Here is a 25,385-nt window from a genome sequence, read left to right as displayed (position 1 = left end):
AGCCTTTTTTATTTGTGTTTTTTTGCCACAGATTAAAAGGATTTTTTTTTCACCACAACCCGAGCGATAGCGAACAAGCGAAGCAATTACACTAATCTTCTTGAATTATTTATTTTGATGCTGCTTAAAAAGGTTGCCACAGATTAAAACGATTCGCACGGATTTAAAAAAAAAATCATTTTAATCTGCGTAATCTGTGGCAAAAAGAATTTTAATTCATGCTAATTCGTGAAATTCGTGGTAAACTTTTTTTATTTTTACAGATCTAATATTCCCTTAAAAATGAAAATTTTCTACAGCTTTCTTTGTCTTCTCGCATTTACTACAATTGGTTTTTCTCAATCGAAACAAAAAGAAAATCTTCTTTTAGAGAATGGCGTTTCAGAGCAAATGGCGCGTTTTCGAAAACATCAAATATCAAATGTAACTTATGGACTTTCGTTTGAAATTCCACAGCAAAAACAACAGGAAATCAATTCGAATCTGACTTTGAATTTGACAATATCAGATTTGACTGAGCCTTTGTATCTGGATTTTAAAGTGAAATCTCAAAATATAAAATCAATTCAGGTTAACGGAAAAAACACGAATGTCGTTCATGAAAAAGGACATATTGTTATTGCTGCTAAAGATTTGATTCAGGGAAAAAATACAATTTCGATTTCCTTTGTCGCCGGAGATTTATCTTTAAACCGAAATGATGATTTCTTATATACCTTATTAGTTCCGGATCGCGCCAGTACTTTGTTCCCGTGTTTTGATCAGCCGGATATTAAAGCGACTTATAAATTGAGTTTAACGGTTCCAAAAGACTGGACCGTTTTGGCTGGGGCCGATGTAAAAGAAAAAGTAGAAAAAGGAAATTTTACGAGTTATACTTTTGGAGAGTCAGATAAAATGAGCACGTATTTGTTTTCGTTTGTGGCCGGAAAATTCAAAACGGTGAAGCAGCAGCCGGGGAATAGAAAAATGACAATGCTGTATCGTGAAAACAATGCAGAAAAAATACGCGTGAGCACCGATACTATTTTTAATTTACACCAACAATCAGTAGACTTTTTAGAAAAATATACCAATTATAAATTCCCTTTTCAGAAATTGGATTTCGCTTCGATTCCTGTTTTTCAATATGGCGGAATGGAACATGTTGGGGCGATTCAGTATAGAGAATCGACTTTGTTTTTAGATAACAGTTCTACCGACAGCGAGAAATTAGATCGTGCAAAATTGATTGCGCACGAAACCTCGCATATGTGGTTTGGCGATTTGGTTACTATGAAATGGTTCGACGATGTCTGGATGAAAGAGGTCTTTGCCAATTTTATGGCCGATAAAATCATGAACCCGATTTTCCCGAAAGTCAATCATAATCTCCAGTTTTTAACAGCGCATTATCCTAACGCTTATGCGGAAGATCGTTCGCTGGGCACACATCCGATAAAACAACATTTAGCGAACTTAAAAGATGCCGGATCACTTTATGGGGCGATTATTTATAATAAAGCCCCAATTATGATGCGCCAGCTTGAAGCTTCGATGGGAAAAGAAGCTTTTCAGAAAGGAATCGAAAAATACATTAAAAAATACGCCAACGACAATGCCGACTGGAATAATCTGGTCGAAATTCTGGATGCTGAAACACCGCTTGATATGCAAAAATGGAGTGAAGTTTGGGTAAACAAATCAGGAAGAGCTATTTTTAAAAATAAGATCGAATACGAGGCTAAAAACCGTATCAAAAAGTTTGAAATAAGTCAGCAAGCCGAAGATAAATCAACAAATATCTGGCCTCAGATTTTTGAGATTGGTCTGGTTTATCGCGATCAGGTAAAAGTTATTGCGGTTAATATTAAAGATCAAAATCTATTGGTAAAAGAAGCCATTGGGCTTGAAAAACCACTTAGTATCATTTACAATTATAATGGTTTTGGTTACGGTGTTTTTCCGCTTGACGGGAATATAGAATCTGTTTTGACTTTGAAAGATGAGGTAGCGAGAGCATCAACCTATATCAATATTTATGAAAATACCTTAACGGGAAATGTTGCGCCAGGTAAAGCTTTTGATTGTTTTTTAAAAGGAATTCAGCAGGAAGAAAATGAATTGGTTTTGAAAATAATTACCAACCAAACAAGTAATGTGTTTTGGAAATTCCTAACCGAAAAGCAACAAACCAAAGCGCAGAAACAATTAGAAGATGTTTTGTACAGTCGTTTACAAGCCAATTTGCCAGGCAATATCAAAAAGACCGTATTTAATTTATTCAGTTCAATTGCGTATTCAGATTCGGCGAAAGCCAAATTATATTCGTTATGGGATAAAGAAAAAGTGATTCAGAGCTTAAAACTAAATGAAGACGATTATACCAATATGGCAATGAATCTGGCGGTATTTAAACATGATAAAGCAGATGAAATCCTGAATAAAACCAGAACAACAATCACCAATCCGGACAAACAAAAGCGATTTGAGTTTTTGCTTCCTTCTTTATCGAAAGATGAAATGGTTCGTGATGCTTTTGTAAAATCATTGAAAGACGATGAAAACAGGGAAAAAGAATCGTGGGTTGCTGTAGGTTTGGCGAATATCAACCATCCGTTACGTCAGGAAAGTGCTCAAAAGTATATCAGATTTTCATTAGATTTGGTGGAGGAAATTCAGCGTACCGGAGATATTTTCTTTCCAAAAGACTGGCTGAATAATACGATTGGGAAATATTCGTCTAAATATGCGTTTGATGAAGTGCAGCGATTCTTAAAAGAAAACCCTAATTTTAGTCCGATATTAAAACGAAAACTGTTGCAGGCGACAGACGGTTTGTACCGCGCACAAAATATTAAAAAAGAAACGGAATGAAAATCGAATCGGAAATAGAGAAAGTATCCAGTTTTCAGCATCTCGAAATGCTGGCAAATCAGGTTGTAGAAGGTTTTATATCCGGAATGCACAAGAGTCCGTTTCATGGGTTTTCGGCTGAGTTTGCTGAGCACAAAGTGTATAATGCTGGCGAAAGCACCAAACATATCGATTGGAAATTGTTTGCCAAAACAGACCGTTTGTATACCAAACGTTTTGAGGAAGAAACCAATTTGCGCTGTCATCTTATTGTTGATAATTCGTCGTCGATGCATTATCCGGAACTAAAATCCGGTCAGCCATTTTATGAAAAGAAGATTGGTTTTGCAGTTTTGGCATCGGTAGTTTTAATGAATATCTTAAAGAAACAGCGTGATGCCGTAGGTTTGAGCGTTTTCTCAGACAGTTACGAATACTATGCTCCTGAAAAAGGAAGTGATCGCCATCACAGAATGCTGCTCAATAAACTCGAGCAATTATTAGAACAGCCGAAAATAAAGAAAACGACCAACACGATTACATATCTGCATCAGATTGCAGAGAAAATGCACCGTCGTTCGATGATTATTATATTTACCGATATGTTTCAGTCAGAAGATGATGAAAAGCTTTTTAATGCTTTACAGCATCTTAAACACAACAAACACAAAGTTGTTTTGTTTCATGTCGTCGATGATAAAACAGAGCTTAAATTTGATTTTGACAATACGCCAAGAAAGTTTATTGACTTAGAATCAGGAGAAGAAGTATCTATTTTTGCTGATAATGTAAAAGCAGAATATGAAAAGAGGGCAGAAGAGTACTTTAAAAAACTCTCTTTGACTTGTGCAAAGAACCAAATTAAGTACGTTCCGGTGAATGTTGGCGATAATTTTGAAAAAATATTGACTACATATTTAGTTGAAAAACAAAACTTTGGCTAATAATTTGAAAATATATTTTATTTTTTTTAGCAAAACGCTTGCAGAAACGAAATTCTGTACTATCTTTGCAACCGCAATAACGCAGAGGTTTGGTAGTTCAGTTGGTTAGAATACATGCCTGTCACGCATGGGGTCGCGGGTTCGAGTCCCGTCCAGACCGCAATATTGGGAAAAGCCTTTCTTAACGGAAAGGCTTTTTTGCCCAAATACGGTATCTAAGATTAGTTGTGTTGTTTTGCTACGACTTTGTAACTCGTAGCTGGTTTAGTAGTTAGACCAATGAAAAGCTTTCCACTTTTGTGGATGGCTTTTTTGATTTAGGACACTTTTGATTTAACCGCAAAGAACACAATCCTGATAGCTATCGGGATACGCAAAGTCCGCAAAGTTTTTTTAAAGCTTTGCGGATTTTTTGTTTTACTTTATATTAGGTGGAGAAAACACAAAGTTCACAAAGTTGATTCAAGGCTAAGCTTTGCGAACTTTACGTTTTTATAGACCAATCATGAATAAAAGCTTTGCGCGCTTTGCAGTTAAATTCGACTTTTTGGCTTTTTAGATCTGGAATTTGGTCCCGAAGCGTCGGGATTTAACTTTGGAATTTCTTTAAAATCAGTTCATTAAAAATTTCTCAAATTTTATTCGCAAAAAGCCTTGTATAATCCAAGTTCTGTTGTATTTTTGCACTCACAATAACGCAGTTGGTTTGGTAGTTCAGTTGGTTAGAATACATGCCTGTCACGCATGGGGTCGCGGGTTCGAGTCCCGTCCAGACCGCAAATATTGGGAGAAGCCTTTCTTAACGGAAAGGCTTTTTTGTTTTTAAGACTGAACCGCAAAGAGCGCTAAGATTTACGCAAGGTTCGCAAAGTTTTTAATTAAGCTTTGCGAACTTTGCTTTTTTACCTTGTGTCCTTTGCGGTTAAATCTACACAATCCAGTTTTGGAATTTTTTAAAATTTTGGAATTTAAATTTCCCTACATTTATAGCACAAGAAAGATATTCGATTACTTCAATGGAACATTCCGGTCAGAAACTAGATAAATACTATATCAAAAAAGTAGATGCCGATAAAAAAAGCATTTACTGCCACCATGATTTGATGGGTGAATTGTTTGTGCCTACGCATAAACACGACAAAGCACAATTGCTATATGCTGAAGGCGATGTAGTTTTTGTAACGACAGAAACTAAAACCTATTTTTTACCGGCAAGACATTTTATCTGGATCCCCAGTGGTGTTGCGCACAGTATTGAACCAAAATCTGAAAGTGTGACCATGCGTAATTTGTATTTTCCGGTTGAAAAAGACGAAGACCTATTTTATAAGAGCGAAGGTATCTATCCGGTTAATAATTTATTATTACAAATGATGCTTTTTACCAATAGGTGGAATGGTGATCTTAAAAAAGGAAGCCCGAATTTTGCCATTGCCAAAGCGATCAAAGCAATATTACCTCAAATTTGCCTGGCCAATTTGCCTTTAGAATTACCGCAGCCCAAAGATCCGCGTTTGAGTAAAATTCTGCGACATATAGAGAATAATCTGGGAGACACGATTCTGTTTGCTGAGGTGGCACATCAATTTGGGTATAGCGAACGCTCTTTGTATCGCTTGTTTCAGAAAGACCTTAATATGTCATTCATTCAATATTATACTATTCGAAGAATTCTAAAAGCTATTGAGCTTTTATTAGAAAGAAAACTTTCCGTAAAAGAGGTAGCGCTAGAAGTGGGTTATAATAGTGTGCCGACATTTAGTAATACATTTTTTAAATTCCTCGGCCAAAGACCTTCTGATTACTTAAATAGGGAAGAGATTTTAGAAAGGAAGTAAAATTTTTTATTTCAAGCAGATTTGGCAGATTTTAGGAGATCAGCGCAGATTTATTTAAAAATATCTTTCTAAATCTTTACTAAATTTCCATAAGAAATAAAATAATCTGCGTACATCTGTCTAAATTTTTATCCCGATAGCTATCGGGAGCGTGAAACCCCAATTTATATATTTTTTTACAACGTGTTGTTTTTCAATATTTTAATATAACGTTTTCGATAAATAAAATTTTAACATTTGTCCGAAATGAATATGTTATTGACTTTTTAGAATTATCAGTCACCAAAAAAATGCAGGAACTTTGCAGTATTAAAATCTTAAAATATTCATGTTCCTTAAAACAACAAATTCTACAGAAGATTGTTTTCTCAAAATCGTGTTACTATTTTTAATCGTATTGACATTTAATAGTTTACAAGCACAGGAAATTCATTCGGTTTCGTTAAGTGAAGCGGTGAAACTGGCCAAAGAAAACAATAAAAAAATCCTTAGATCTCAGTTAGAGACTACGCTCTCTGAGCAAAACATCAAAGAAAGAAAAGAACTCCGTTTGCCGGATATCGAATTAAACGGCGAATATTCCAGAATTACCAATATAACGGAATTCAAAGGAAATGGTTTCTTAAATGGTAAAGAAGTAACAAAGGCAATTCCGGAGATTTATCAGGTCAATTCTGCTTTTAAAATGCCAATTTATGCCGGAAACAAAATCAACAACGCTATTAAAATTGCCAATCAGGAAAATGAAATTGCCAAAATAAAAACCGAAAAGACCGAAAATGATATCGAGCTTGAAGTAGTGGCCAATTATCTGGCGATTTATAAAATGATGGAACTTCAGAAGATTTTTGAAGAAAATATCAAAGAAGAAAAAAGCCGATTGAAAGAAGTTCAGTCGCTTCAAAAACACGGAACCGTTACCAAAAACGAAGTTCTTAGGGCAGAATTACAACTTTCAGACCGTGAATTAAACTCTTTGACGAATTCAAAAAATATAAAGATTGCATTGCATGATTTAAAAACTTTGATTCAGATTCCTGAAAACGAAGAAGTAGCGATCGATACTACGGCCAATATGGATAAAATGAATGGCTTGGATCCGTATAACTTTTATTTGGAAAAAGCTTTTCAGAACGAAGAAATGCGAATTGCCAGCCAGGAATTAAACATCAAAAAAACAGAACTGAAATTGGTGAAAGGAAATTATCTGCCAACGGTAAACTTCTTTGGGAATTATGGTTTTTATTATCCCAACTACAAGTTTTTTCCACCAAATCCGTATTTGTACACTTTAGGGCAAATTGGTATCGAAGCGCATTTTGATATTTCGGCTTTGTATAAAAACAAGACCAAAGTAGAACAGGCTACGACGCAAATCGAATGGCAAAAAATGCAGTCTGAAATTATAAAAGATGAAATTCAGGATAAACTGTTTAAAGAACATACCCAATACCAGGAAATCCTTGAAAAATTTGTGGTTGTAGATAAAGCTTTGGATTTGGCCAATGAAAATTACCGAATCGTAAAACTAAAATACCTCAATCAACTGGTTTTGATAACCGAAATGGTTGATGCCGATAACGCTTTATTACAGGCGAAATACAATAAGATTTCTACAAGATTAGATGCGATTCTTAAACATTATGAATTACTTCATACGGCCGGAATAATGCCAAGCGAAATTTAGTTTAAGAAGAAAGAGAATAGAGGCAAGAAGAAAGAAGTTAGAATCAAGAGAATAGAATCAAGATAATAGAAAAAGATATAGAGTTTATGGTTAAGATAAAAAATGAAACTAAAAGAAACAGAACGTTTCATGTGTTAATAACAGTTATTGCCTGCATTTTGGTGGCAAGCGGAATCATTTTGGGAATTTGGTTTTATGTGTTCAATAGTAATCACGAAGAAACCAATGACGCGCAGGTCGAACAATATGTAACGCCTATTATGTCGCGTATTACAGGTTATGTGCAGGAAGTTCGTTTTGATGAAAATCAGTTTGTGCATAAAGGCGATACTTTGGTGGTGATTGATAATCGAGAATATAAATCGAAATTGAATGTGGCACTGGCCGATGTTCAAAGTGCGAAACAAAGCAGTGTTGTTGCCGAAAGAAATGTGGCCACAACAGCAAGTACAACCACAATTGGCGAATCGCAATTGGCGGCTGCAAAAACCAATCTTTGGAAAACAAAATTAGAATACGAACGTTACCAGGCTTTGGTAAAAGACGAAGCGGCAACATCGCAACAATTAGAGAAAGTACGAGCGGATTACGAATCGGCGCAAGCACATTTTCAGGAAATGCGAGACAGGATTCAGTCATCCAATTTAAGTACGTCTCAGGCGCAGGCAAATGTTCCTACGATGCAAACCAATATTGCGTCGAAACAAGCTGTGGCAGATAACGCTGCATTGTTTCTTTCGTACACCATAATAACCGCGCCATATGACGGTTGGGTGGGTAAAAGAACTTTGCAGCCGGGACAAATGGTTAAGGAAGGGCAATCACTGCTTTCTATAGTAAGTAAAGAAAAATGGATTACGGCCAATTTCAAAGAAACACAATTGCAATATTTAACCGTTGGTCAGGAAGTTCGCATTCAGGCCGATGCTTTGAGTGGTAAAGAATTTACAGGAATCATCACTTCATTATCTCCTGCAAGTGGCGCGAGATTCTCGTTATTGCCACCGGATAATGCAACAGGAAACTTCGTGAAAATCGAACAAAGAATTCCGGTTAGAATTCAATTAAAAGAAACCAGTAAACAAGCCGACTTTTTAAGAGCCGGAATGAACATCACGGTTATTGCAGAACACCAATAAAATGGAAGATAAAAGTATTTTTAAATCCTGGGTTCCAAAATGGGCAATCATTATTATTTTGTTTGTCTGTTTGCTGCATTCCATGATTTTATTGGGAGTTTATACGTCAAACGTAACCTACGCAGCAAGTTTTCTGGACATTGAGCCCGAAGATTTGCAGTTTGCGATGTGCGTTACGTACGGAACTTTGCTGGCCACGATTTTGATCGAAAGTAGATTTTCGAGTTTTTTTCCTGCCAAGAATTATCTGATGGCGGTGTATTCTGTTATCGGGATTACGATAATTTCATCAGCCTATATTACGAATTTTTATGTTTTTTTATTGCTGCGTGTTGCCGAGGGAATTTTAATGGCGCTTCCGGTAATTACGATCAGACAATTATTGATTGAGCAATTCAATTCTAAAAACGCCATCATAATTGGTTTCTCTTTTTATTACGGTTCCTTGTTGTTGTCAACGCCCTTTATCATGAATATCGCGGTTTGGTTTCTGGATCATTACGATTGGAAATACATGTTGTATGTTTCGGGCGGACTTCAGGTTTTGAATGTTTTTTTGATTCTGGTGACTTTTCGCGGACATAGAATCACAAAGAAAATTCCGTTGTATCAAATTGACTGGATCAGTTATATTTTGGTTCTAACGGCAATTCTTTGCGGAGCGTACTTTTTTGTTTATGCCGAAAAAAAATACTGGTTTGAGTCTTCTCAAATGGTTTTAACATTGATAATCGCTTTGATTACGGGAGGTTTATTCATCTTTAAAGAACTTTTGGTAAAAAGACCCACTTTTGATTTTGAAGTTTTTAAATACGCCAATCTCCGAATTGGATTTTTATTGTTCTTTCTCTTTTATATCAGCAGAGCAACGTTAAGTCTTTGTCATTCGGCGATGTTTTCGATCTGGAATTGGGATCCGTCCAGGGTTGCCGGCGTACAATACATAAACGGATTAGGAAACGTAATCGGTCTAATTTTGGCTGCTTTTTTTCTAATGAAATCCGTTTCGACCAAAGTCATTTTTATCATTGGATTTTCGTTAATTGCGGTATTTCACTTTTGGTTTACCTTTCTTTTTGTGCCCGATGTCGCTTTATCAGATATTATCATTCCGTATGTTTTGCAAGGTATTGGTGTTGGATTTTTATTTGTTCCTCTGATCTTGTTTACCACATCATCGGTTCCGGCAAAAATGGCGGTTTCTTCTGGAATTGTTGGCGTTTCAGGACGTTTCTGGGGAAGCACAATTGGATTTTGTGTCATGCAGAATGCAATGGTATTCCTGAATAAGAAACACTTCCTAAAGTTAAGTCAATTCGTAACCGGAGATAATCCGCAAGCTCAGGAAACGATCTCTAAAACTGCTCAAAGTTTTGCTGCAAAAGGATATTCGCTTGACGAATCGAATACATTGGCGCTCAAAAAAGTTTTTAGCACCGTCGCCAAACAATCGACTCTATTGGCCGATATGGAGATTTATACCATCGTTGGCTATGGTTTGGTGGTTTTAATTATTCTTATCGCATGCAATCAGCATTTAAAACAAACCATGACATTGGTTAAAAGTAAGATTTGGATAGGGTAGGTTTGTTTCAAGTTTGAGGTTTCAGGTTCAAAGTTGTTCGCATTTTTTGTCATCCTGAGCGAAGTCGAAGGACACGCACGGAACTCTGCAACGAAAGCCCAATCTTTGTCGGGTTTAATCTCGCAAAGTCGCGAAGGCGCAAAGTTTTTTGTTTCACGCAGATTTTAAAAGATTTAAGCAGATATGCGCAGATAATTATTATAATTCATCAAAAATAAATCTGCTTAAATTCTGCAGAATCTGCGTAAAAAAAATCCTTTTAATCTTTCTAATCTGTGGCAATAAACAAAACTTTGCGACTCTGCTCCCAATAGCTATCGGGATTGCGAGATTAAAAAAACTCAGCGAATCTCTGCGAGAAACCTTCGTGCAACTCTGCGGAAAAACTTATCTTGCAACCGTTAAAAAAACAAAATCCAGAATGAAACAGCAATGTGTAATTTTTGATATGGATGGCGTGATTTGTCACACCAATCCGCATCATGCAAAAGCTTTCGAGGCATTTTTCGATAAATACCAAATTCCTCATTCAGAGCAGGAATTTGAAGAACATATGTACGGAAAACATAATGGTTATATTATGAGTCATTTTTTCAAACGCCCAATTGCGGGAGAAGAACTCATAAAACTAGAAGATGAAAAAGAAGGAATGTTTCGTGAGATTTATAAAGACAAAGTCGAAACCATTCCGCATTATTTGGAGTTTTTAGGCGAACTGAAATCTCGAGGTTTCAAAACGGCTGTGGCAACATCGGCACCGCGCGCAAATCTTGATTTGATTATGGGAGCATTAAAATTCGAAGACAAAATGGATTCTGTAATGGCAAGTGAAGACGTAAAATTTCATAAACCAAATCCCGAAGTTTATCTGGAATCCGCCAAACGCGTTGGTGTTGCTCCGTCTGATTGTGTGGTTTTCGAAGATTCATTCTCAGGTGTTACAGCGGGACTAAATGCAGGAATGAAAGTCGTAGGTGTTTTGAGTACGCATACAAAAGAACAACTTCCGCCATGTAGTTTTTATATCAATGATTATAGTGAAGTGAATGTTGATAAGATTCTGGAGCTTTTGGGTGAAAAGTAATTTGTAAAAAGTGGATTGTGAAGATTTGAACCACATAAGAAATATAAGTTCATTTTAGTAAAATGAGCATAATTTGAATAGCCTTCAGTTTTAACTGGAGGTTTTTTTTATGTTTTGAAAAGGTTTAGTCGGAAATTAATCCTTATCTAAAAAATGTAATTATTAAGGCAATAGCGACGTATAGAAAAACTGATAAGCTTAATAAAATCCATAAAAGTTTTGGAAGAAGCTTTGTTTTTAAATCCCTGATAAGTAAAATAGAATTGGCAAAAGAAAAAACAACAAGAAAAATACATAAAATTAAAGTGCCAAAACTACCATTTTCATATATCCATCGAAATTCGTCAGAAAATCTGAATCTTTCAATATAACTTTTTGTTAAACAGCTCAAAATAAACAAAATAGGAATTGCTATTGCTAATTTTTGTGTTAGATCAAGTTTTTTGAGTTTTTTTATTGTGATGGTTCGTAACATTTCTTTACGGATAATAAATTATGTCGAATTTACGATTTCTGTCTATACAAAAATAATAATTAGAGTTGAACGCATATATGAGTTCAAATGAAAATAAGTTCTAAGGATTTTTGCTTTTTTAAAACCTTAAAATTATGAGTATAGAAAATTATTCAAAAGAAGTTGAAGCCAGACTAAAAGATTTTTTTATTGATGTTATGGATCCTAAAGATGTGGCAAAGGCAATACGTCAAGTAAATTATGTTCTTTCTTTAGCGGTAATGAGAGAATGCGAAACGGTCGAATCTGAAATAAAGAATATTGAAGATAATTTTTATTGGCTCAATAAATTAGCAGAAGCTTTAGATCCTTATTTAGATCTTGAGTGAAAAGAGTTTTATGCCTAGTTTGTCATTTCGAGCGAAGGAGAAATCACATAAAGTATTCGACAAAGATTGACGACATCCTGTGCGGAGTTTCTGGTGTGATTCTTCGTTCCTCAGAATGACAAACTTTGGGTGTGCGTTACGTTTCAAGGGATTGATCCCGATAGCTATCAAGACTAGCTACAAAATAAATAATTCCTCCGGAATTTTATAAAGAGTTCCGGGGAAACGGAACATATTGTAGGGATGGATTTTAATCCATTCTAAAAACAAAAAAGCTTCTGATTTCTCAGAAGCTTTTTTTCAGTGCGGATAATAGGACTCGAACCTACACGCCTTGCGGCACCAGATCCTAAGTCTGGCATGTCTACCAATTTCACCATATCCGCTCAATTGTGGGTGCAAAGATAAACATAACTTCTATATTTCAAAGCATTTTTTGAAAAAAAATATTAATTCTCTTTTTTGTATTTTTGAACTTCTATAAAAATTATTTCAATGGAAAATATTAAGTCCTACGTTCAACAACATAAAGATCGCTTTATCAATGAGTTGATCGAATTATTAAAAATTCCGTCGGTAAGTGCTGACACTGCATATTCGCAAGATGTTATCGATACTGCCGAGGCAGTAAAGGAAAGTTTATCAAAAGCAGGCTGTGATTTAGTCGAAATTTGCGATACTCCGGGGTATCCAATTATATATGGAGAGAAAATAATCGACCCAAATTTACCAACAGTTCTAGTTTACGGACATTATGATGTTCAGCCACCAGATCCAATCGAATTATGGACATCGCCACCATTTGAACCCGTAATCAAAAAAACCGAAATTCATCCGGAAGGCGCAATCTTCGCTCGTGGTGCCTGCGATGACAAAGGACAAATGTACATGCACGTAAAGGCGCTTGAATATATGGTGCAAACCAATAATTTGCCTTGTAACGTAAAATTCATGATCGAAGGCGAAGAAGAAGTAGGGTCGGCAAGTTTGGCCTGGTTTGTAGAACGCAATCAGGAAAAACTGAAAAACGACGTAATCCTAATTTCAGATACGGGAATGATCTCGAACCAACAACCGTCGATCACGACAGGTTTACGTGGTTTAAGTTATGTAGAGGTAGAAGTTACAGGTCCAAATCGCGATTTACATTCAGGATTATACGGTGGAGCAGTGGCGAACCCAATTAATGTTTTGGCAAAAATGATCGCTTCTATGCATGACGAAGACAATCATATTACCATTCCTGGTTTCTACGACAGAGTACAGGAATTATCTGCTGAAGAAAGAGCCGAAATGGCAAAAGCACCTTTTAGCTTAGAAAAATATAAAAAAGCCTTAGATCTAAACGATGTTTACGGCGAAAAAGGATATGTAACGAACGAACGCAACTCAATTCGTCCAACATTAGACGTAAACGGAATCTGGGGCGGATATCAAGGCGAAGGGGCAAAAACGGTTATTGCAAGCAAAGCATTTGCGAAAATCTCCATGCGTTTGGTTCCTAATCAGGATTGGCATGAAATCACAGAACTTTTTACCAAACATTTTCTAAGTATTGCACCAGCTGGAGTTACCGTAAAAGTAACGCCTCATCACGGCGGGCAAGGTTATGTTACGCCAATTGACAGTATTGGATATCAGGCGGCAAACAAAGCATATACAGAAACTTTTGGAGTTCCTGCAATTCCGGTTCGCTCAGGCGGAAGTATTCCGATTGTAGCCTTGTTCGAAAAAGAACTAAAAAGTAAAACCATCCTTATGGGCTTTGGTCTGGATTCTGATGCAATTCACTCGCCAAACGAACATTTCGGAATCTTCAATTACTTAAAAGGAATCGAAACAATTCCGTTGTTTTACAAATATTTTGTAGAATTAAGTAAGTAAGGTTTTGCCACGAAGTCGCTAAGACACAAAGTTTTTTTCCTCACAGGTTTTTAAAACCTGTGAGGTATCAAAATAAAATCCGTTTATTCTTTAAGAGTAAGCGGATTTTTTTATGGGCGTTCCCTACGGTCGGGCTATCCGCTATATCTTTTTGTTTTTAAAGAAAAAACAAAAAGGATATCGCTCCTATCCCTAACGCTTAAAGAAGATTCAAAGGTTTAAAAAAGGTTCAAAGTTGCAAAGGAACAAAGTGACAAAGGTTTTTCTCATCAGAATTGAATAGCCCCTAGCTTTAGCCAGGGGATTTTTTAGATGAAAAGAATTGTCTTTAGCCGAAATTTTTAAACACCTGAGAAATTATTCGGCTAAAGCCATTTTCTACGCATTTATTTTAAACCCCAGCTAAAGCTGGAGCCTATTCAACTTTCGGCCAACTTGAAACCTGAAACCTGAAACCTGAAACAAAAAAAGCTTTTTTCTTGCATATTAAAAAAATAACTCTACATTTGTAGAGCAACATCTATAAATGTAGAGATAAACTAAAAATATGAAAAACCTTCTTTTACTATTTTTTTGCGGAATGATGCTTTTTAGTTGTAAAAGCAAACTCATTAATCAGAAGATTGATAAAAAGAAAGAAGGTCTTTGGGTCGATAATTACGAACAAGATAGCACTACATACAAATCGTTCGAATATTATAAGAATGATCAGCCGGTAAAAAAGTGGAAATCCTACATCAATGGAAAAATCTACAAAACCGAAAAATACAAAAACGGAATCTGTATTGTAAGATATTATTATGAAAACGGAAAACTACAATCAAAAGGAAAAACCAAAATCGAAGTCAATGCGGTAGAAACACATTGGTTTTATTTTGGTGATTGGAAATTCTATTCAGATAAAGGAAAACTAACCGAAATTAAAAACTATAAGAATGGCGATTTGATTTCAGAAAAAGCAATACAATAGCCCACGGGTTTTGCGGATGAAAAGGATTGTCGCGGATTTTTTTTTAAAGAATATAGAATATAGAATATAGAATATAGAATATAGATTAATCGTAATCATCAAAAAATCCTTTAATCATTCTATCCCGATAGCTATCGGGAGTGGCAAAAAAAATTGAGAAGATTAGCGCAATTCGTGGCAAAAAAACTAGAAACTTAGAACCTTAGCACCTTAGAAAAAAACATGCAACTATCAAACTCAGAAGAACAATTAATGCAACATCTTTGGAAGCTTGAAAAAGCTTTTATGAAAGATTTACTCGAAGCCTATCCCGAACCAAAACCCGCAACCACAACCGTGGCAACGCTTTTGAAACGAATGATCGACAAGAAATTCGTAGCCTATAACGAATTCGGAAATTCGAGAGAATATTATCCTTTGGTCGAAAAGACGGTTTATTTTTCGAAACACGTAAACGGATTAATCAGCAGTTTTTTCAATAATTCGGCATCACAATTTGCTTCTTTTTTCACGAAAGAAACCAATTTGTCGACTTCGGAATTAGAAGAACTTAGAAAAATAATCGATTCAGAAATTCAAAAAAAGAAAAAATGACACTCTATCTTTTAAAATCAGGAATACTGCTTTTGGTTTTTTACGCAGTATATAAATTGTGGCTTGAAAATGAAAAAATGTTTCGTTTCAATCGCATTTATCTATTAGGAAGTTTGGTTTTTAGTTTCGTGATTCCGTTGCAACTTATTTCGATTGCTTCTGGTTTTTCTAACAAAATTGGATTCATTCAACTTGAAGAATTGGTTATTCAAAAAAGCAATGAAAATGCTGAGATGATTTCAGTAAATGATTTTGTGTTTGTTTTAATTGGAATTTTTTACGCCTTTATAGTTTTGATGTTAACGATTCGTCTTGTCCTGAATTTGTATTCATTTTATAAAAGAATAAAAAATAATCAGGTAGAATTTATACAAGGCGAAAAAATAGTTTTAATCGAGCAACCTATTTTGCCACACTCTTTTTGGAAATCGATTTTCATCAATAAAAATGAATTCGAAAAAGGTAAAATTCCGTCAGAACTAATAGCGCATGAGAAAGCACATTTAGATCAGAAACATACTCTGGATATTCTTTTTATAGAAGTTTTGCAAATTGTTTTTTGGTTCAATCCATTGTTGGTCTTTTATAAAAAAGCAATTAAACTCAATCACGAATTTTTGGCAGATGAAGCAGTGAATAAACAGTTTGGATCTGTAAAAAGTTATCAGAATCTATTATTGGACTTTGCTTCACATAAAAATACAGTTGCCTTAGCAAGTAATATTAATTATTTAATAACTAAAAAACGTTTACTTATGATGACCAAAAAAGAATCCCCGATTAAAATTGTGTTAAAGGTATTTAGTGTAGGTGTAGTTTATGCTTTGTTATTGTTTGTTTTTAGTACAAAAGCAACGGCTCAAAAAGCATTGAACAAAGCTGATGTTAAAGAAAAAGACCTTTATGTACTCGCCGATGTTGAAAAATTACCTGAATTTCCAGGCGGTCTCACAAAATTCTATAAATTTATTGGAGAAAATTTTAAAATGTCTGCAGAAGCTAATAAAAATAAAATCGAAGGAAAGGCTTATATGCAATTCATCATTGAAAAAGACGGAAGTTTATCTGGTATTAAAACATTGCAAGATCCCGGTTACGGAATAGGTGATGAGGCAACCCGAGTTTTGAAACTTTCTCCAAAATGGACAGCGGCTACTCAGGAAGGAAAACCTGTTAGGGTCATGTATAGTTTGCCAATAACGCTTCAGGCTGAGAAATAATTTATTATATTAGATAAAAACTATATTATGCTAGCTAAGTTAAACACTGGAAAATTAAAAGTCTTTCCGTTTCTATTTTTCTTTCTTATTGTAAATAATTGTATCTATTCACAAAAAAAGACAGATAATTTAGATGAAAAACTACCGTATAAAACTGTAAGGGAAGTTGAAGTTAAACCAGAATTCCCGGGTGGTATGGAGAAATTTTACAAATTTGTTGGGACTAATTTTAAAATATCTGATAAAGAACCTTCGGGAAAAATATTTGCTCAATTTATAATTGAGACGGATGGGACATTATCTGATATCGAAATATGGAAGAATGAAGTTGGAATTATTTCAGGACAAGAATTTATTCGTGTTTTGCAAAAATGTCCAAAATGGATTCCAGCATCTGACAATGGAAAGCCTGTACGGGTAATTTATATGTTGCCAATTACGTTACAAGGTATTAAATAAAAAATCCGCTTCTAAAATCTAGAAGCGGATAAAATTAAAAACTAAAAAAATTCTAAAAAAAACCAACAAAACCAGACCTTAAAATAAGTCTGGATTATATCCAAAATAAGGCATATCCTGTTCATTAAAAATAACCCCATATTCTTCTAACTCTTTTAAAATAGGCTGATACACTTCTTTTTTTATCGGAAGCTGTACGCCGGGAGTTGTAATTTTTCCGTTCAAAATCAATAACGTTGCGATTGCAACGGGTAGTCCAACGGTTTTTGCCATTGCAGTATAAGTTTGGTCATCGCCAATACAAACCATTTTCGAATCGATTTGCTGTTTTTTGCCATGAAGTTCGTATCCAAATTTATGGTACATGACAATCATATCTTTGTCGTTGGGTTCCAGAGTCCAGCTGTCTGACAATATTTTTTCTAATATCTGGGCAGGAGTGGCGTTGGGTAAATTGACTTTTTTGTCCGGATTAAACAAATCCAGTTCCAGAAGTTTATCCCACATGATATCGTCCTGATCGATTTTTAAGATCAATCGTGTTTTTATTTCTACAGAATCCGTCGGGTGATACGGCAAAAAAGAGTTCACAAACTGACGGTAGCTCATGTTTTCAGAATCTTCCATGATATAACTATCATCTGTCATTCCTAATTGCACAAACATATTCCACGCTTTCGAATAACCGACTCTTCTAATCGTTCCGCGATATAAAGTCAGGATATCATCTAAGCCATAGATCGATCTGTATTTGAGCGAATCACGGTTCGAATAGGCTTCGAATTTTCCGTAATCTTCTACTTCCAGAAATTCGGTTCTGCGAAAAACCGTTCCGTACGGGATATATTTATAAGTGCCTTCCTGAATAAATTTTGCTGCGCCGCCTTGCCCGGCCAAAACCACATTTCGTGGTGCCCAGGTAAATTTGTAATTCCATAAATTGTTATCACATTCCGGAGCGACTAATCCACCGCAAAAAGATTCAAAAAGCAGCATATTGCCGCCTTTTGCCCTAATTTCATCAATAACTTTCATGGCACTCATATGGTCGATTCCGGGATCAAGACCAATTTCGTTCATGAAGATAAGATTGTTTTTTTTGACTTCTTCATCCAGTCCCTGCATCGCATCACTGATATAAGACGCCGTTACAAGATGTTTTTTGAATTCAAGACAATCTTTGGCAATTTCGATATGCAAATGGGCAGGCAGCATCGAGATCACTATATCAGCTTTTTCGATGGCAGCTTTTCTTTCTTCGGTCTCAAAAATATTCAAAGCAATTGGAGTGGCGTTGGGGTGATTCTGTGTCTTTTTTTCGGCTAATGCCAAAGACAGGTCAGCTACAACAAGATGTAGGTTTTCGTTCTCTGATTTAGATAGTAAATAACGTATCAGGGAAGAGGCAGATCTACCGGCTCCAATAATTAAAATGCTTCTCATATTTTAAATTTATCACACAAATATATTAAATTGTTAAATATATAACAATTTTAATTTTGCAAAAATGGTGTATATTTTATTTTAAAGCCAAAATGTAATGAATTTCTTTTTCCTGAAAAGATTTCTGCAAACAAAAATGCTTTTTAAAATGTATTGAAGTATTTTTGTTACAGAATAAAAAGTATAGAAATTATGAAAAGAAAAATTGTTTTAGCAGCAGCTTTCATGGGAATGGTATCAATCATTTTGGGTGCTTTTGGCGCACATTTACTGAAAAAATATTTAGCTGTAGAAGAGTTGAATACTTTTGAAGTTGGTGTTCGTTACCAAATGTATCATGCTCTGTTTTTACTTTTTCTTTCGACCAGAAAAGATATCGCTGAAAAAACCTTAAAAACAATCTATAATTTGGTTGTGGCAGGTGTACTTCTTTTTAGCGGTTCTATCTATTTATTAGCCACGAAAAGTCTTACGGTTTTCGATTTCAAAATTATCGTATTCGCAACACCTTTAGGAGGTTTTTTATTAATTATTGCCTGGGCGCTATTATTTATTGCGATTTTGAAGAGAAAATCATAAAATCCCGAATAAAAAATTCTATCTGAAAATTAATCTTTAATTTTGTCTCATAAATAACATATAATCTTATTTATGTGAATTTCTCTTGTTTTTTACTTTAATTGGTAAATAATATAACAAATTCATTTTGTGGATTATAGGAAAACAAATTAGGGGTGGTTATTTTTTTATTTTATTGATTTTAAAAACGAAATTTTGCTTTATTGATGTAAATAAAAGTGAAATTTAATTTTTTTTAAAGGATTGAGAATAAATCTGTAATTTTGCTTCTTATTAAATTATCACACACAACTAAAATTTATGGACAGTCACACAGTTTTCACGCAATCGATTTCGCTTAAGGACTTAGGAATTGAAAATGCAAAAGTTCGTTACCAATTATCTGCTGATGAATTGCATGCGATCACTTTGCAATCAGGCCAAGGTGTTGAGAACTCTACAGGCGCATTGGCAATTAATACGGGCGAATTTACAGGGCGTTCTCCTCAGGACCGCTATATTGTAAAAGATAGTATTACCGAAGATCAGGTTTGGTGGGGAAATGTAAATATTCCTTTTGAACCAGCTGCTTTTGAAAAATTATATAATAAGGTAACTCAGTTTTTATCGGACAAAGAAGTTTTTGTTCGTGATTCTTATGTTTGTTCTGATCCTAATTATAGATTAAATGTTCGCGTTGTTACAGAAACAGCCTGGTCGAATTTGTTTTGCTACAATATGTTTTTAAGACCGGAAGATTCAGAGTTAACCAACTTTACACCGGAATGGACGGTAATTTGTGCTCCAAGTTTTATGGCAGATCCTGCCGTAGACGGAACGCGTCAGTCTAATTTTGCTATTTTGGATTTTACTAAAAAAATAGCACTTATTGGCGGAACAGGTTATACAGGTGAAATGAAAAAAGGGATTTTTTCTGCTCTAAATTTCATCTTGCCGGTTTTCAAGAATACTTTACCAATGCACTGTAGTGCGAATGTTGGTGAAGCCGGAGACACGGCCATTTTCTTTGGATTATCAGGAACCGGAAAAACAACTTTATCAGCAGATCCTGCACGTAAATTAATTGGAGACGATGAACACGGATGGACTGCAGAAAACACGGTTTTTAACTTTGAAGGGGGTTGCTATGCAAAAGTGATCAATCTGACTGAAGAAAATGAACCGGACATTTTTAGAGCGATCAAAAAAGGCGCGCTATTAGAAAATGTAGTTTTCAAACCGGGAACAAACGAAGTAGATTATGATGATGTTTCTATCACTCAAAATACTCGTGTAAGTTACCCAATAACACATATCGATAATATTCAGCCGGGTTCTATCGGGCACAATCCAAAAAATATATTTTTCCTGACGGCAGATTCTTTCGGAATTTTGCCTCCAATCTCAAAACTAACTCCAGGTCAGGCGGCTTATCATTTTATCTCAGGATATACAGCAAAAGTTGCAGGAACTGAAGCAGGAGTTACAGAACCGCAACCTAATTTTTCGGCTTGTTTTGGAGCGCCTTTTATGCCATTACATCCAACGCGTTACGCTGAAATGCTAACCAAGAAAATGAAAGATGCAGATGTAAAAGTTTGGTTAATCAATACGGGTTGGACAGGTGGTCCTTACGGAACAGGAAGCCGTATGAAACTAAAATATACCCGCGCCATGATTACTGCTGCATTAAACGGAGAATTGGACAATGTAGAATTTGAAAATCATAAAGTATTTGGAATCGCAAAACCACAATCTTGCCCAAATGTTCCAACTGAAATTCTAAATCCAAGAAATACTTGGGAAGATCCTGAGTTATACGATAAAAAAGCACTTGAATTGGCTCAGAAATTCAAAGCGAATTTCGCCAAATTTGAAGAATTTGCCAATGCTGAAATTTTAGCAGGAGCACCGGTTACAGAATAAGGAAGATTACTAATTCAAACTAAAAAAAGCTGTTCAGTGATGAACAGCTTTTTTGTTTTTCTCACTTTTTGCTTTTCAGAAATTTTATTATTTCGTCTTTCTTTTGATTTTCGTCTATTATCTTTTTTAGTTCCTTTATAATTATAGCTAAAGATGTTTGTATCGTATAACTGACGACTTCTTTATTAACACTTTTTTTACCTGTGAAATGATCAAAATCCTTCTTGAAAAAATCACACACTTTAGCCATAAAAAATATATCTATTTTCTTCGCTCTGCCATTTTCAATTTTAGATAATTCGCTCTGAGTAATACCCAACTGAACCGCTAAATTTTCTTGTGACAAATTTACCTCTTCTCTCAATTTTTTAATTTTAAATCCAATCGACATAATAAAAAAGTTTGATGGTTTTTTTTAGTCAAAAAGGGAATACTGATTATTCTATATTGATATGGAAAGAAATAGCTTATGTAAATATATTCGTAAGATATAAAATTTAGTATTAATATTACAAATTTAAAATTATGAAAAAAGTATTATTTACAGTTTTTGCAATTATCGCTTTTAGTAGTGCGTCATTTGCAAAGAAACAGACTAGAGTTAAAGAGTTGGATAATTCAAAAGTAAAAACTGCTATTGTATTATTATTATTTAGTAGTTGTAATGAGAGACAACAGATAGCCATTGATTTATGTAAAGAAAATGGATGTGGAGATGCAGAAGCATTCTTTTATGGCGCTGGAGAATGGGGCAGATGTATGGGAGGAAATTAATTTAAGAAATAGAATCTCCAAAAGTTTTATCTATCCTTATGATAATTAAATATTCGGATAGATCTCCGAATATAAAAGAGGCTGTCTACATTTTTTAGGCAGCCTCATTAAATACAACTTCTTATGAAAATAAATTTTATTTTTTTATTGATTTTTATTAATGGTTATGGGCAAATACAAAACGGCAAAATAGAATATGGTGTATCTATTGAAATGATAGAGGGGTTTAAAGGTAGTATATTAGAAAGACCATATACAGAATCAATTAATAATGCAAAATATTTAAGCTTCACTTTATTATTTAATAAAGAAAATGCTGTTTTTTCTTGTAATGAAAGCCTGGAGGTTGGAAATCAAGATCTTTTTATGTCTAAAGTATCTGCTGGTTACATGAATGAGGTATATCAATATAAAGATTATTCCCTTTGTGCTATTTTCGGTTTTGGCAATTATGTGCTAAAAACGGATGCTGTTAAAGACTGGACGCTAGAAAACGAGACTAAAGAAATAGAAGGCTTTTTGTGTTATAAAGCGACTTCTACAAAAAAAGTGAACAATAGTAAAGGAAATTTTGTTTTTCCTGTTGTTGCCTGGTATTGCCCCAAGATACCTATTTCTTTTGGTCCTAATGGTTATGGTAATCTGCCAGGGTTAATTTTAGAATTACAAGTACGAAATGTTGTGTATGGAGTTAGAAAAATTGATCTGAATTTATCTAAGCCACCTGTTATAGGAAAGCCAAAAGATTATCCAATAATTAATCAGGAAGAATTTGACCAAAAAGTAATGGCAGCATATAAAAATGAAGATTTTAAAAAAGGTTTCAAAAAACCTGAGGATAAGTTTTAGTCATTCATAATTATAATAATCGAAAGTGGTATTAATGTCAATCTAGAAAGTATAATACAAACGAATGCTTAAAAATGTATTTTTCTTATTGTTTTCAGTATTCGCTATTGGGCAATCACATTATACGCTAACAGGTGTAGTTTTGTCAAATTCCGGCTTTAGTTTAGAATCAGCAAATGTTATTGCGAAGCCTTTACAAGAGAAGGGAAATATAAAATTTGCTATTACAGATAATAAAGGACGTTATCGATTAGAATTGGATAAAGGGATAGATTATGAAATCAACGTTTCTTATATCGGTTTTATTGATGAATTGTTTGAAGTTAAATCTATCAATGGCAATTTATCCCATGACTTTATACTTCAACCAAGCGGGGAAAATTTAAGAGAAATTGTTATAAAACATGAATATAAAGCAATTGAAATTAAACAAGATACATTAACCTTTAATGTAAAAAGTTTTGCAAACGGCAACGAACGCAAAATGAAAGAAATTCTCGAAAAACTTCCCGGAGTCGAAGTTGATAAAAACGGAATTGTAACCGTTCAGGGTAAACAAGTAACTCAAATGCTTGTTGAAGGAAAATCATTTTTTGGTGGAGGTTCTAAGTTGGCTGTTGAAAATATTCCGGCAGACGCAATCGATAAAATTGAAGTTATTGACCATTTTAATGAAGTTGGTTTTATGAAAAAAGTTTCCGATAGTGACCAATTGGCGATGAATGTAAAACTCAAAGAAGATAAAAAGAAATTCATTTTTGGGGATGTTGAGGCAGGACTTGGATTAGGAATTGATAAATCTAATCTGCTTCATGCAGGGTTGTTTTATTATGCCCCTAAATTGAATGTAAGTTTTATTGGCGATATCAATAATATTGGTAAAAGTACTTTTACATATGCAGATTTAAGAAGATTTACTGGTGGGTCAAGCAGTTATTTGTTAAAAAGAAAAACATCTAATAATCTGTACTCGCTTACTGAGGATAATACAGATGTAACAGAAAATAAATCGCAATTTGAAGCTATAAATCTAAGTTATAATTTTTCTCCAAAATTTAGTGTTTCAGGATTTTCAATTTTTTCGAAAATTATAAGTGATGCAAAAAATATTGCTCAAAATGAATATTTGGAAAACGCATCTCAGACTTATGAAAACAAGGTAGAAAACAATCAGAACAATAGTATTTTGAATAGTACTAATTTTAAAATAGACTATACTCCGGACAAGAATCAAAAGATATTTTATAATTTACAATTTCAATCCAGTACAAATGATTTAAAAGGTGTTATAAATTCTTTTACGAACGCAGATTCGAATACGTTTAAAACGATTAATGAAGCTGATGATATTTCGTTTAAGCAATATCTGGAATGGCATAAAAATTACAGTCTGGCACATACAACAACATTTGCTGTAAGTCAGTCTTATAAAAACAATACGTTAGGAAATCAATGGACAACAAATGAGCCTTTCTTAGTTGGTTTTATTCCCCTTCAGGAAGATATTGACTATAAAATAGAGCAGTTAAAAAAGTTAAAGACAAATATTGCTGATGCTGTTTTAAAACATTACTGGATCATTAACAATCGCAATCATTTGTATACCAATCTTGGTAATAATTTTGAACATTCTGATTTTGAAACTGCTGAGGTGCAATTGTTAACTGATAATACAATTAATAATTTTAATACGGCCGGATTTGGCAATAGAACAAAATATCAATTCAATGATCTGTATATCGGGTTAGAGTATAAATTTAAAATAGGGAAATGGACAAATAAAGCAGGACTTTATTATCATTGGTATGTCTTAAAAAGTAATCAAATAGATGGCGATTATGAGTTTTCGAAAAAATTATTTCAACCGCAATGGAACAGTGATTTTGAATTTAATCAATCTGAAAAAATAGGTTTTAATTATAAACTTGAAGCAAATTTTCCTGAGGTAAATCAAATTTCAAATAGATATACGTTACAAAAATATAACCTTGTTTATAAAGGAAATGCAATGTTGCAAAATGGCAGATATCATTCTTTCAATCTGTTTTATACAAAAATGAATATGTATAAAGGTGTGTTTTGGAATGGGTATCTAAATTTCACAAAAAGAACAGAAATAATTAGAAACCAGGTGGAAGTAGAAGGTATCAATCAGTTTAATAGACCTGTCTTAACAAATGATCCGGAAACGAATTTAGTTTTTAATGGTTCTTTTATGAAAAAAATATATCGTTTTGAATTGAAGTTAAATGCTAATTTGAATTGGTTAAATTATTATCAAAAATTAAATAATACCGTTACATTAAACGATAGAAACAATCAGAATCTGGCTTTAACAATAAAAACGAATTATAAAGAATGGCCAAATCTTACTATTGGTTATGAAAAAGGCTTTAGTCATTTTAGCGGATTAACTAAGACAAAATATGAATCAGATGCCATTACTGGTAATTTGGAGTTTACGTTTTTTAAATTTTGGATTTATAAATTAGACTATCAAAACCTTAAAAATATAAATTCAAATAACCAAAGTGATTATTATGAAGTAATGAATACGAGTTTACGTTATCAGAGAAAAAATAACCCTTTTGGATTTGAAGTGATTTGTAATAATGTACTAGATGTTCGAAGAAAGAATAGTTTTAATTTTTCGGACTATATTATTAGTCAGCAATCTACCTATATTTTACCCAGAGTACTGATGTTTTCGATTAGTTATAAATTGTAGAAAAAAAGCTGTTCAGTGATGAACA

General features: G+C 34.1%; 20 protein-coding genes and 3 tRNA genes. 20 read left to right on the top strand and 3 right to left on the bottom strand.

Going from position 1 to position 25,385, the window contains the following annotated elements; translation table 11 throughout:
• Positions 1-282 precede the first annotated feature (282 nt).
• From B0A67_RS17650 to B0A67_RS17600, 10 genes are all read left to right on the top strand, one after another.
• Positions 283-2,856, top strand: a complete 2,574-nt coding sequence (locus tag B0A67_RS17650) for a M1 family metallopeptidase (protein ID WP_072955158.1) — start codon at positions 283-285, stop codon at positions 2,854-2,856.
• Positions 2,853-3,779 carry a DUF58 domain-containing protein gene (locus tag B0A67_RS17645; RefSeq protein WP_072955155.1) on the top strand — a complete coding sequence of 309 codons (927 nt, stop codon included), beginning with the start codon at positions 2,853-2,855 and terminating at the stop codon, positions 3,777-3,779. The genes B0A67_RS17650 and B0A67_RS17645 overlap by 4 nt, the downstream gene beginning before the upstream one ends.
• An 86-nt stretch (positions 3,780-3,865) precedes the next feature.
• Positions 3,866-3,939: transfer RNA gene (locus tag B0A67_RS17640), tRNA-Asp, on the top strand.
• A gap of 543 nt (positions 3,940-4,482) precedes the next feature.
• Positions 4,483-4,556, top strand: a tRNA-Asp gene (locus B0A67_RS17635).
• A 239-nt stretch (positions 4,557-4,795) separates the two neighbouring features.
• Positions 4,796-5,617 (top strand): AraC family transcriptional regulator, encoded by an 822-nt coding sequence (locus tag B0A67_RS17630; protein ID WP_072955152.1) that lies wholly within the window; start codon positions 4,796-4,798, stop codon positions 5,615-5,617.
• Between the two features lie 376 nt (positions 5,618-5,993).
• On the top strand, positions 5,994-7,304 hold the full coding sequence (locus B0A67_RS17625; RefSeq protein ID WP_242670982.1) for a TolC family protein: 1,311 nt from the start codon (positions 5,994-5,996) through the stop codon (positions 7,302-7,304).
• Between the two features lie 86 nt (positions 7,305-7,390).
• Entirely contained in the window at positions 7,391-8,443 is a 1,053-nt protein-coding gene (locus tag B0A67_RS17620; RefSeq protein WP_072955146.1) for an HlyD family secretion protein, read from the top strand.
• A gap of 1 nt (position 8,444) precedes the next feature.
• Entirely contained in the window at positions 8,445-10,028 is a 1,584-nt protein-coding gene (locus tag B0A67_RS17615; RefSeq protein WP_072955143.1) for an MFS transporter, read from the top strand.
• A 421-nt stretch (positions 10,029-10,449) separates the two neighbouring features.
• Complete coding sequence (locus tag B0A67_RS17610; RefSeq protein ID WP_072955582.1) at positions 10,450-11,112, top strand: HAD family hydrolase; 663 nt, start codon at positions 10,450-10,452, stop codon at positions 11,110-11,112.
• A 609-nt stretch (positions 11,113-11,721) separates the two neighbouring features.
• Complete coding sequence (locus B0A67_RS17600; protein WP_072955137.1) at positions 11,722-11,955, top strand: hypothetical protein; 234 nt, start codon at positions 11,722-11,724, stop codon at positions 11,953-11,955.
• Positions 11,956-12,259: 304 nt separating this feature from the next.
• On the opposite strand, the gene B0A67_RS17595 is transcribed toward B0A67_RS17600, so the two are convergent.
• Positions 12,260-12,341 (bottom strand) — tRNA-Leu (locus tag B0A67_RS17595).
• A gap of 109 nt (positions 12,342-12,450) precedes the next feature.
• Between B0A67_RS17595 and B0A67_RS17590 the strand changes: the two genes are divergently transcribed.
• The 5 genes from B0A67_RS17590 to B0A67_RS17570 all read left to right on the top strand — a co-directional run bounded on the left by B0A67_RS17590 (position 12,451) and on the right by B0A67_RS17570 (position 17,082).
• Entirely contained in the window at positions 12,451-13,839 is a 1,389-nt protein-coding gene (locus B0A67_RS17590; protein WP_072955134.1) for a dipeptidase, read from the top strand.
• Positions 13,840-14,386: 547 nt separating this feature from the next.
• Positions 14,387-14,809 carry a toxin-antitoxin system YwqK family antitoxin gene (locus tag B0A67_RS17585; protein WP_072955131.1) on the top strand — a complete coding sequence of 141 codons (423 nt, stop codon included), beginning with the start codon at positions 14,387-14,389 and terminating at the stop codon, positions 14,807-14,809.
• 222 nt (positions 14,810-15,031) lie between these two features.
• Positions 15,032-15,403 carry a BlaI/MecI/CopY family transcriptional regulator gene (locus tag B0A67_RS17580; protein ID WP_065449167.1) on the top strand — a complete coding sequence of 124 codons (372 nt, stop codon included), beginning with the start codon at positions 15,032-15,034 and terminating at the stop codon, positions 15,401-15,403.
• Positions 15,400-16,623 carry a M56 family metallopeptidase gene (locus B0A67_RS17575; RefSeq protein ID WP_072955128.1) on the top strand — a complete coding sequence of 408 codons (1,224 nt, stop codon included), beginning with the start codon at positions 15,400-15,402 and terminating at the stop codon, positions 16,621-16,623. Before B0A67_RS17580 ends, B0A67_RS17575 begins: the two co-directional genes overlap by 4 nt.
• Positions 16,624-16,650: 27 nt before the next feature.
• Complete coding sequence (locus B0A67_RS17570) at positions 16,651-17,082, top strand: energy transducer TonB (protein ID WP_072955109.1); 432 nt, start codon at positions 16,651-16,653, stop codon at positions 17,080-17,082.
• 78 nt (positions 17,083-17,160) lie between these two features.
• Here B0A67_RS17570 and B0A67_RS17565 read toward each other — a convergent pair whose 3' ends face one another.
• Entirely contained in the window at positions 17,161-18,525 is a 1,365-nt protein-coding gene (locus tag B0A67_RS17565) for a saccharopine dehydrogenase family protein (RefSeq protein ID WP_072955106.1), read from the bottom strand.
• A gap of 192 nt (positions 18,526-18,717) precedes the next feature.
• Here B0A67_RS17565 and B0A67_RS17560 point away from each other — a divergent pair, with 192 nt between their 5' ends.
• Both B0A67_RS17560 and pckA read left to right on the top strand, forming a co-directional pair.
• A complete protein-coding gene (locus B0A67_RS17560) occupies positions 18,718-19,104 on the top strand; it encodes a DUF423 domain-containing protein (RefSeq protein ID WP_072955103.1) in 387 nt (128 codons plus the stop codon).
• 300 nt (positions 19,105-19,404) lie between these two features.
• Positions 19,405-21,009 carry a phosphoenolpyruvate carboxykinase (ATP) gene (pckA, locus tag B0A67_RS17555; RefSeq protein WP_072955100.1) on the top strand — a complete coding sequence of 535 codons (1,605 nt, stop codon included), beginning with the start codon at positions 19,405-19,407 and terminating at the stop codon, positions 21,007-21,009.
• Between the two features lie 61 nt (positions 21,010-21,070).
• Here the strand turns inward: pckA and B0A67_RS17550 are convergent, their stop codons facing one another.
• On the bottom strand, positions 21,071-21,400 hold the full coding sequence (locus B0A67_RS17550) for a helix-turn-helix domain-containing protein (RefSeq protein ID WP_072955095.1): 330 nt from the start codon (positions 21,398-21,400) through the stop codon (positions 21,071-21,073).
• A 134-nt stretch (positions 21,401-21,534) separates the two neighbouring features.
• Here B0A67_RS17550 and B0A67_RS17545 point away from each other — a divergent pair, with 134 nt between their 5' ends.
• The 3 genes from B0A67_RS17545 to B0A67_RS17535 all read left to right on the top strand — a co-directional run bounded on the left by B0A67_RS17545 (position 21,535) and on the right by B0A67_RS17535 (position 25,360).
• A complete protein-coding gene (locus tag B0A67_RS17545) occupies positions 21,535-21,783 on the top strand; it encodes a hypothetical protein (protein WP_072955092.1) in 249 nt (82 codons plus the stop codon).
• 123 nt (positions 21,784-21,906) lie between these two features.
• Complete coding sequence (locus B0A67_RS17540) at positions 21,907-22,632, top strand: GLPGLI family protein (RefSeq protein ID WP_072955089.1); 726 nt, start codon at positions 21,907-21,909, stop codon at positions 22,630-22,632.
• Between the two features lie 88 nt (positions 22,633-22,720).
• Positions 22,721-25,360, top strand: coding sequence for a peptidase associated domain and porin domain-containing protein (locus tag B0A67_RS17535; protein WP_207557355.1), 2,640 nt, complete (start codon positions 22,721-22,723; stop codon positions 25,358-25,360).
• Positions 25,361-25,385: the final 25 nt, after the last annotated feature.

This window comes from Flavobacterium aquidurense (assembly GCF_002217195.1).
GTDB classification, from domain to species: domain Bacteria; phylum Bacteroidota; class Bacteroidia; order Flavobacteriales; family Flavobacteriaceae; genus Flavobacterium; species Flavobacterium frigidimaris.
The sequence above is the reverse complement of the archived record's forward strand: the minus strand, read 5'-3'. Positions and strand labels throughout refer to the sequence as shown.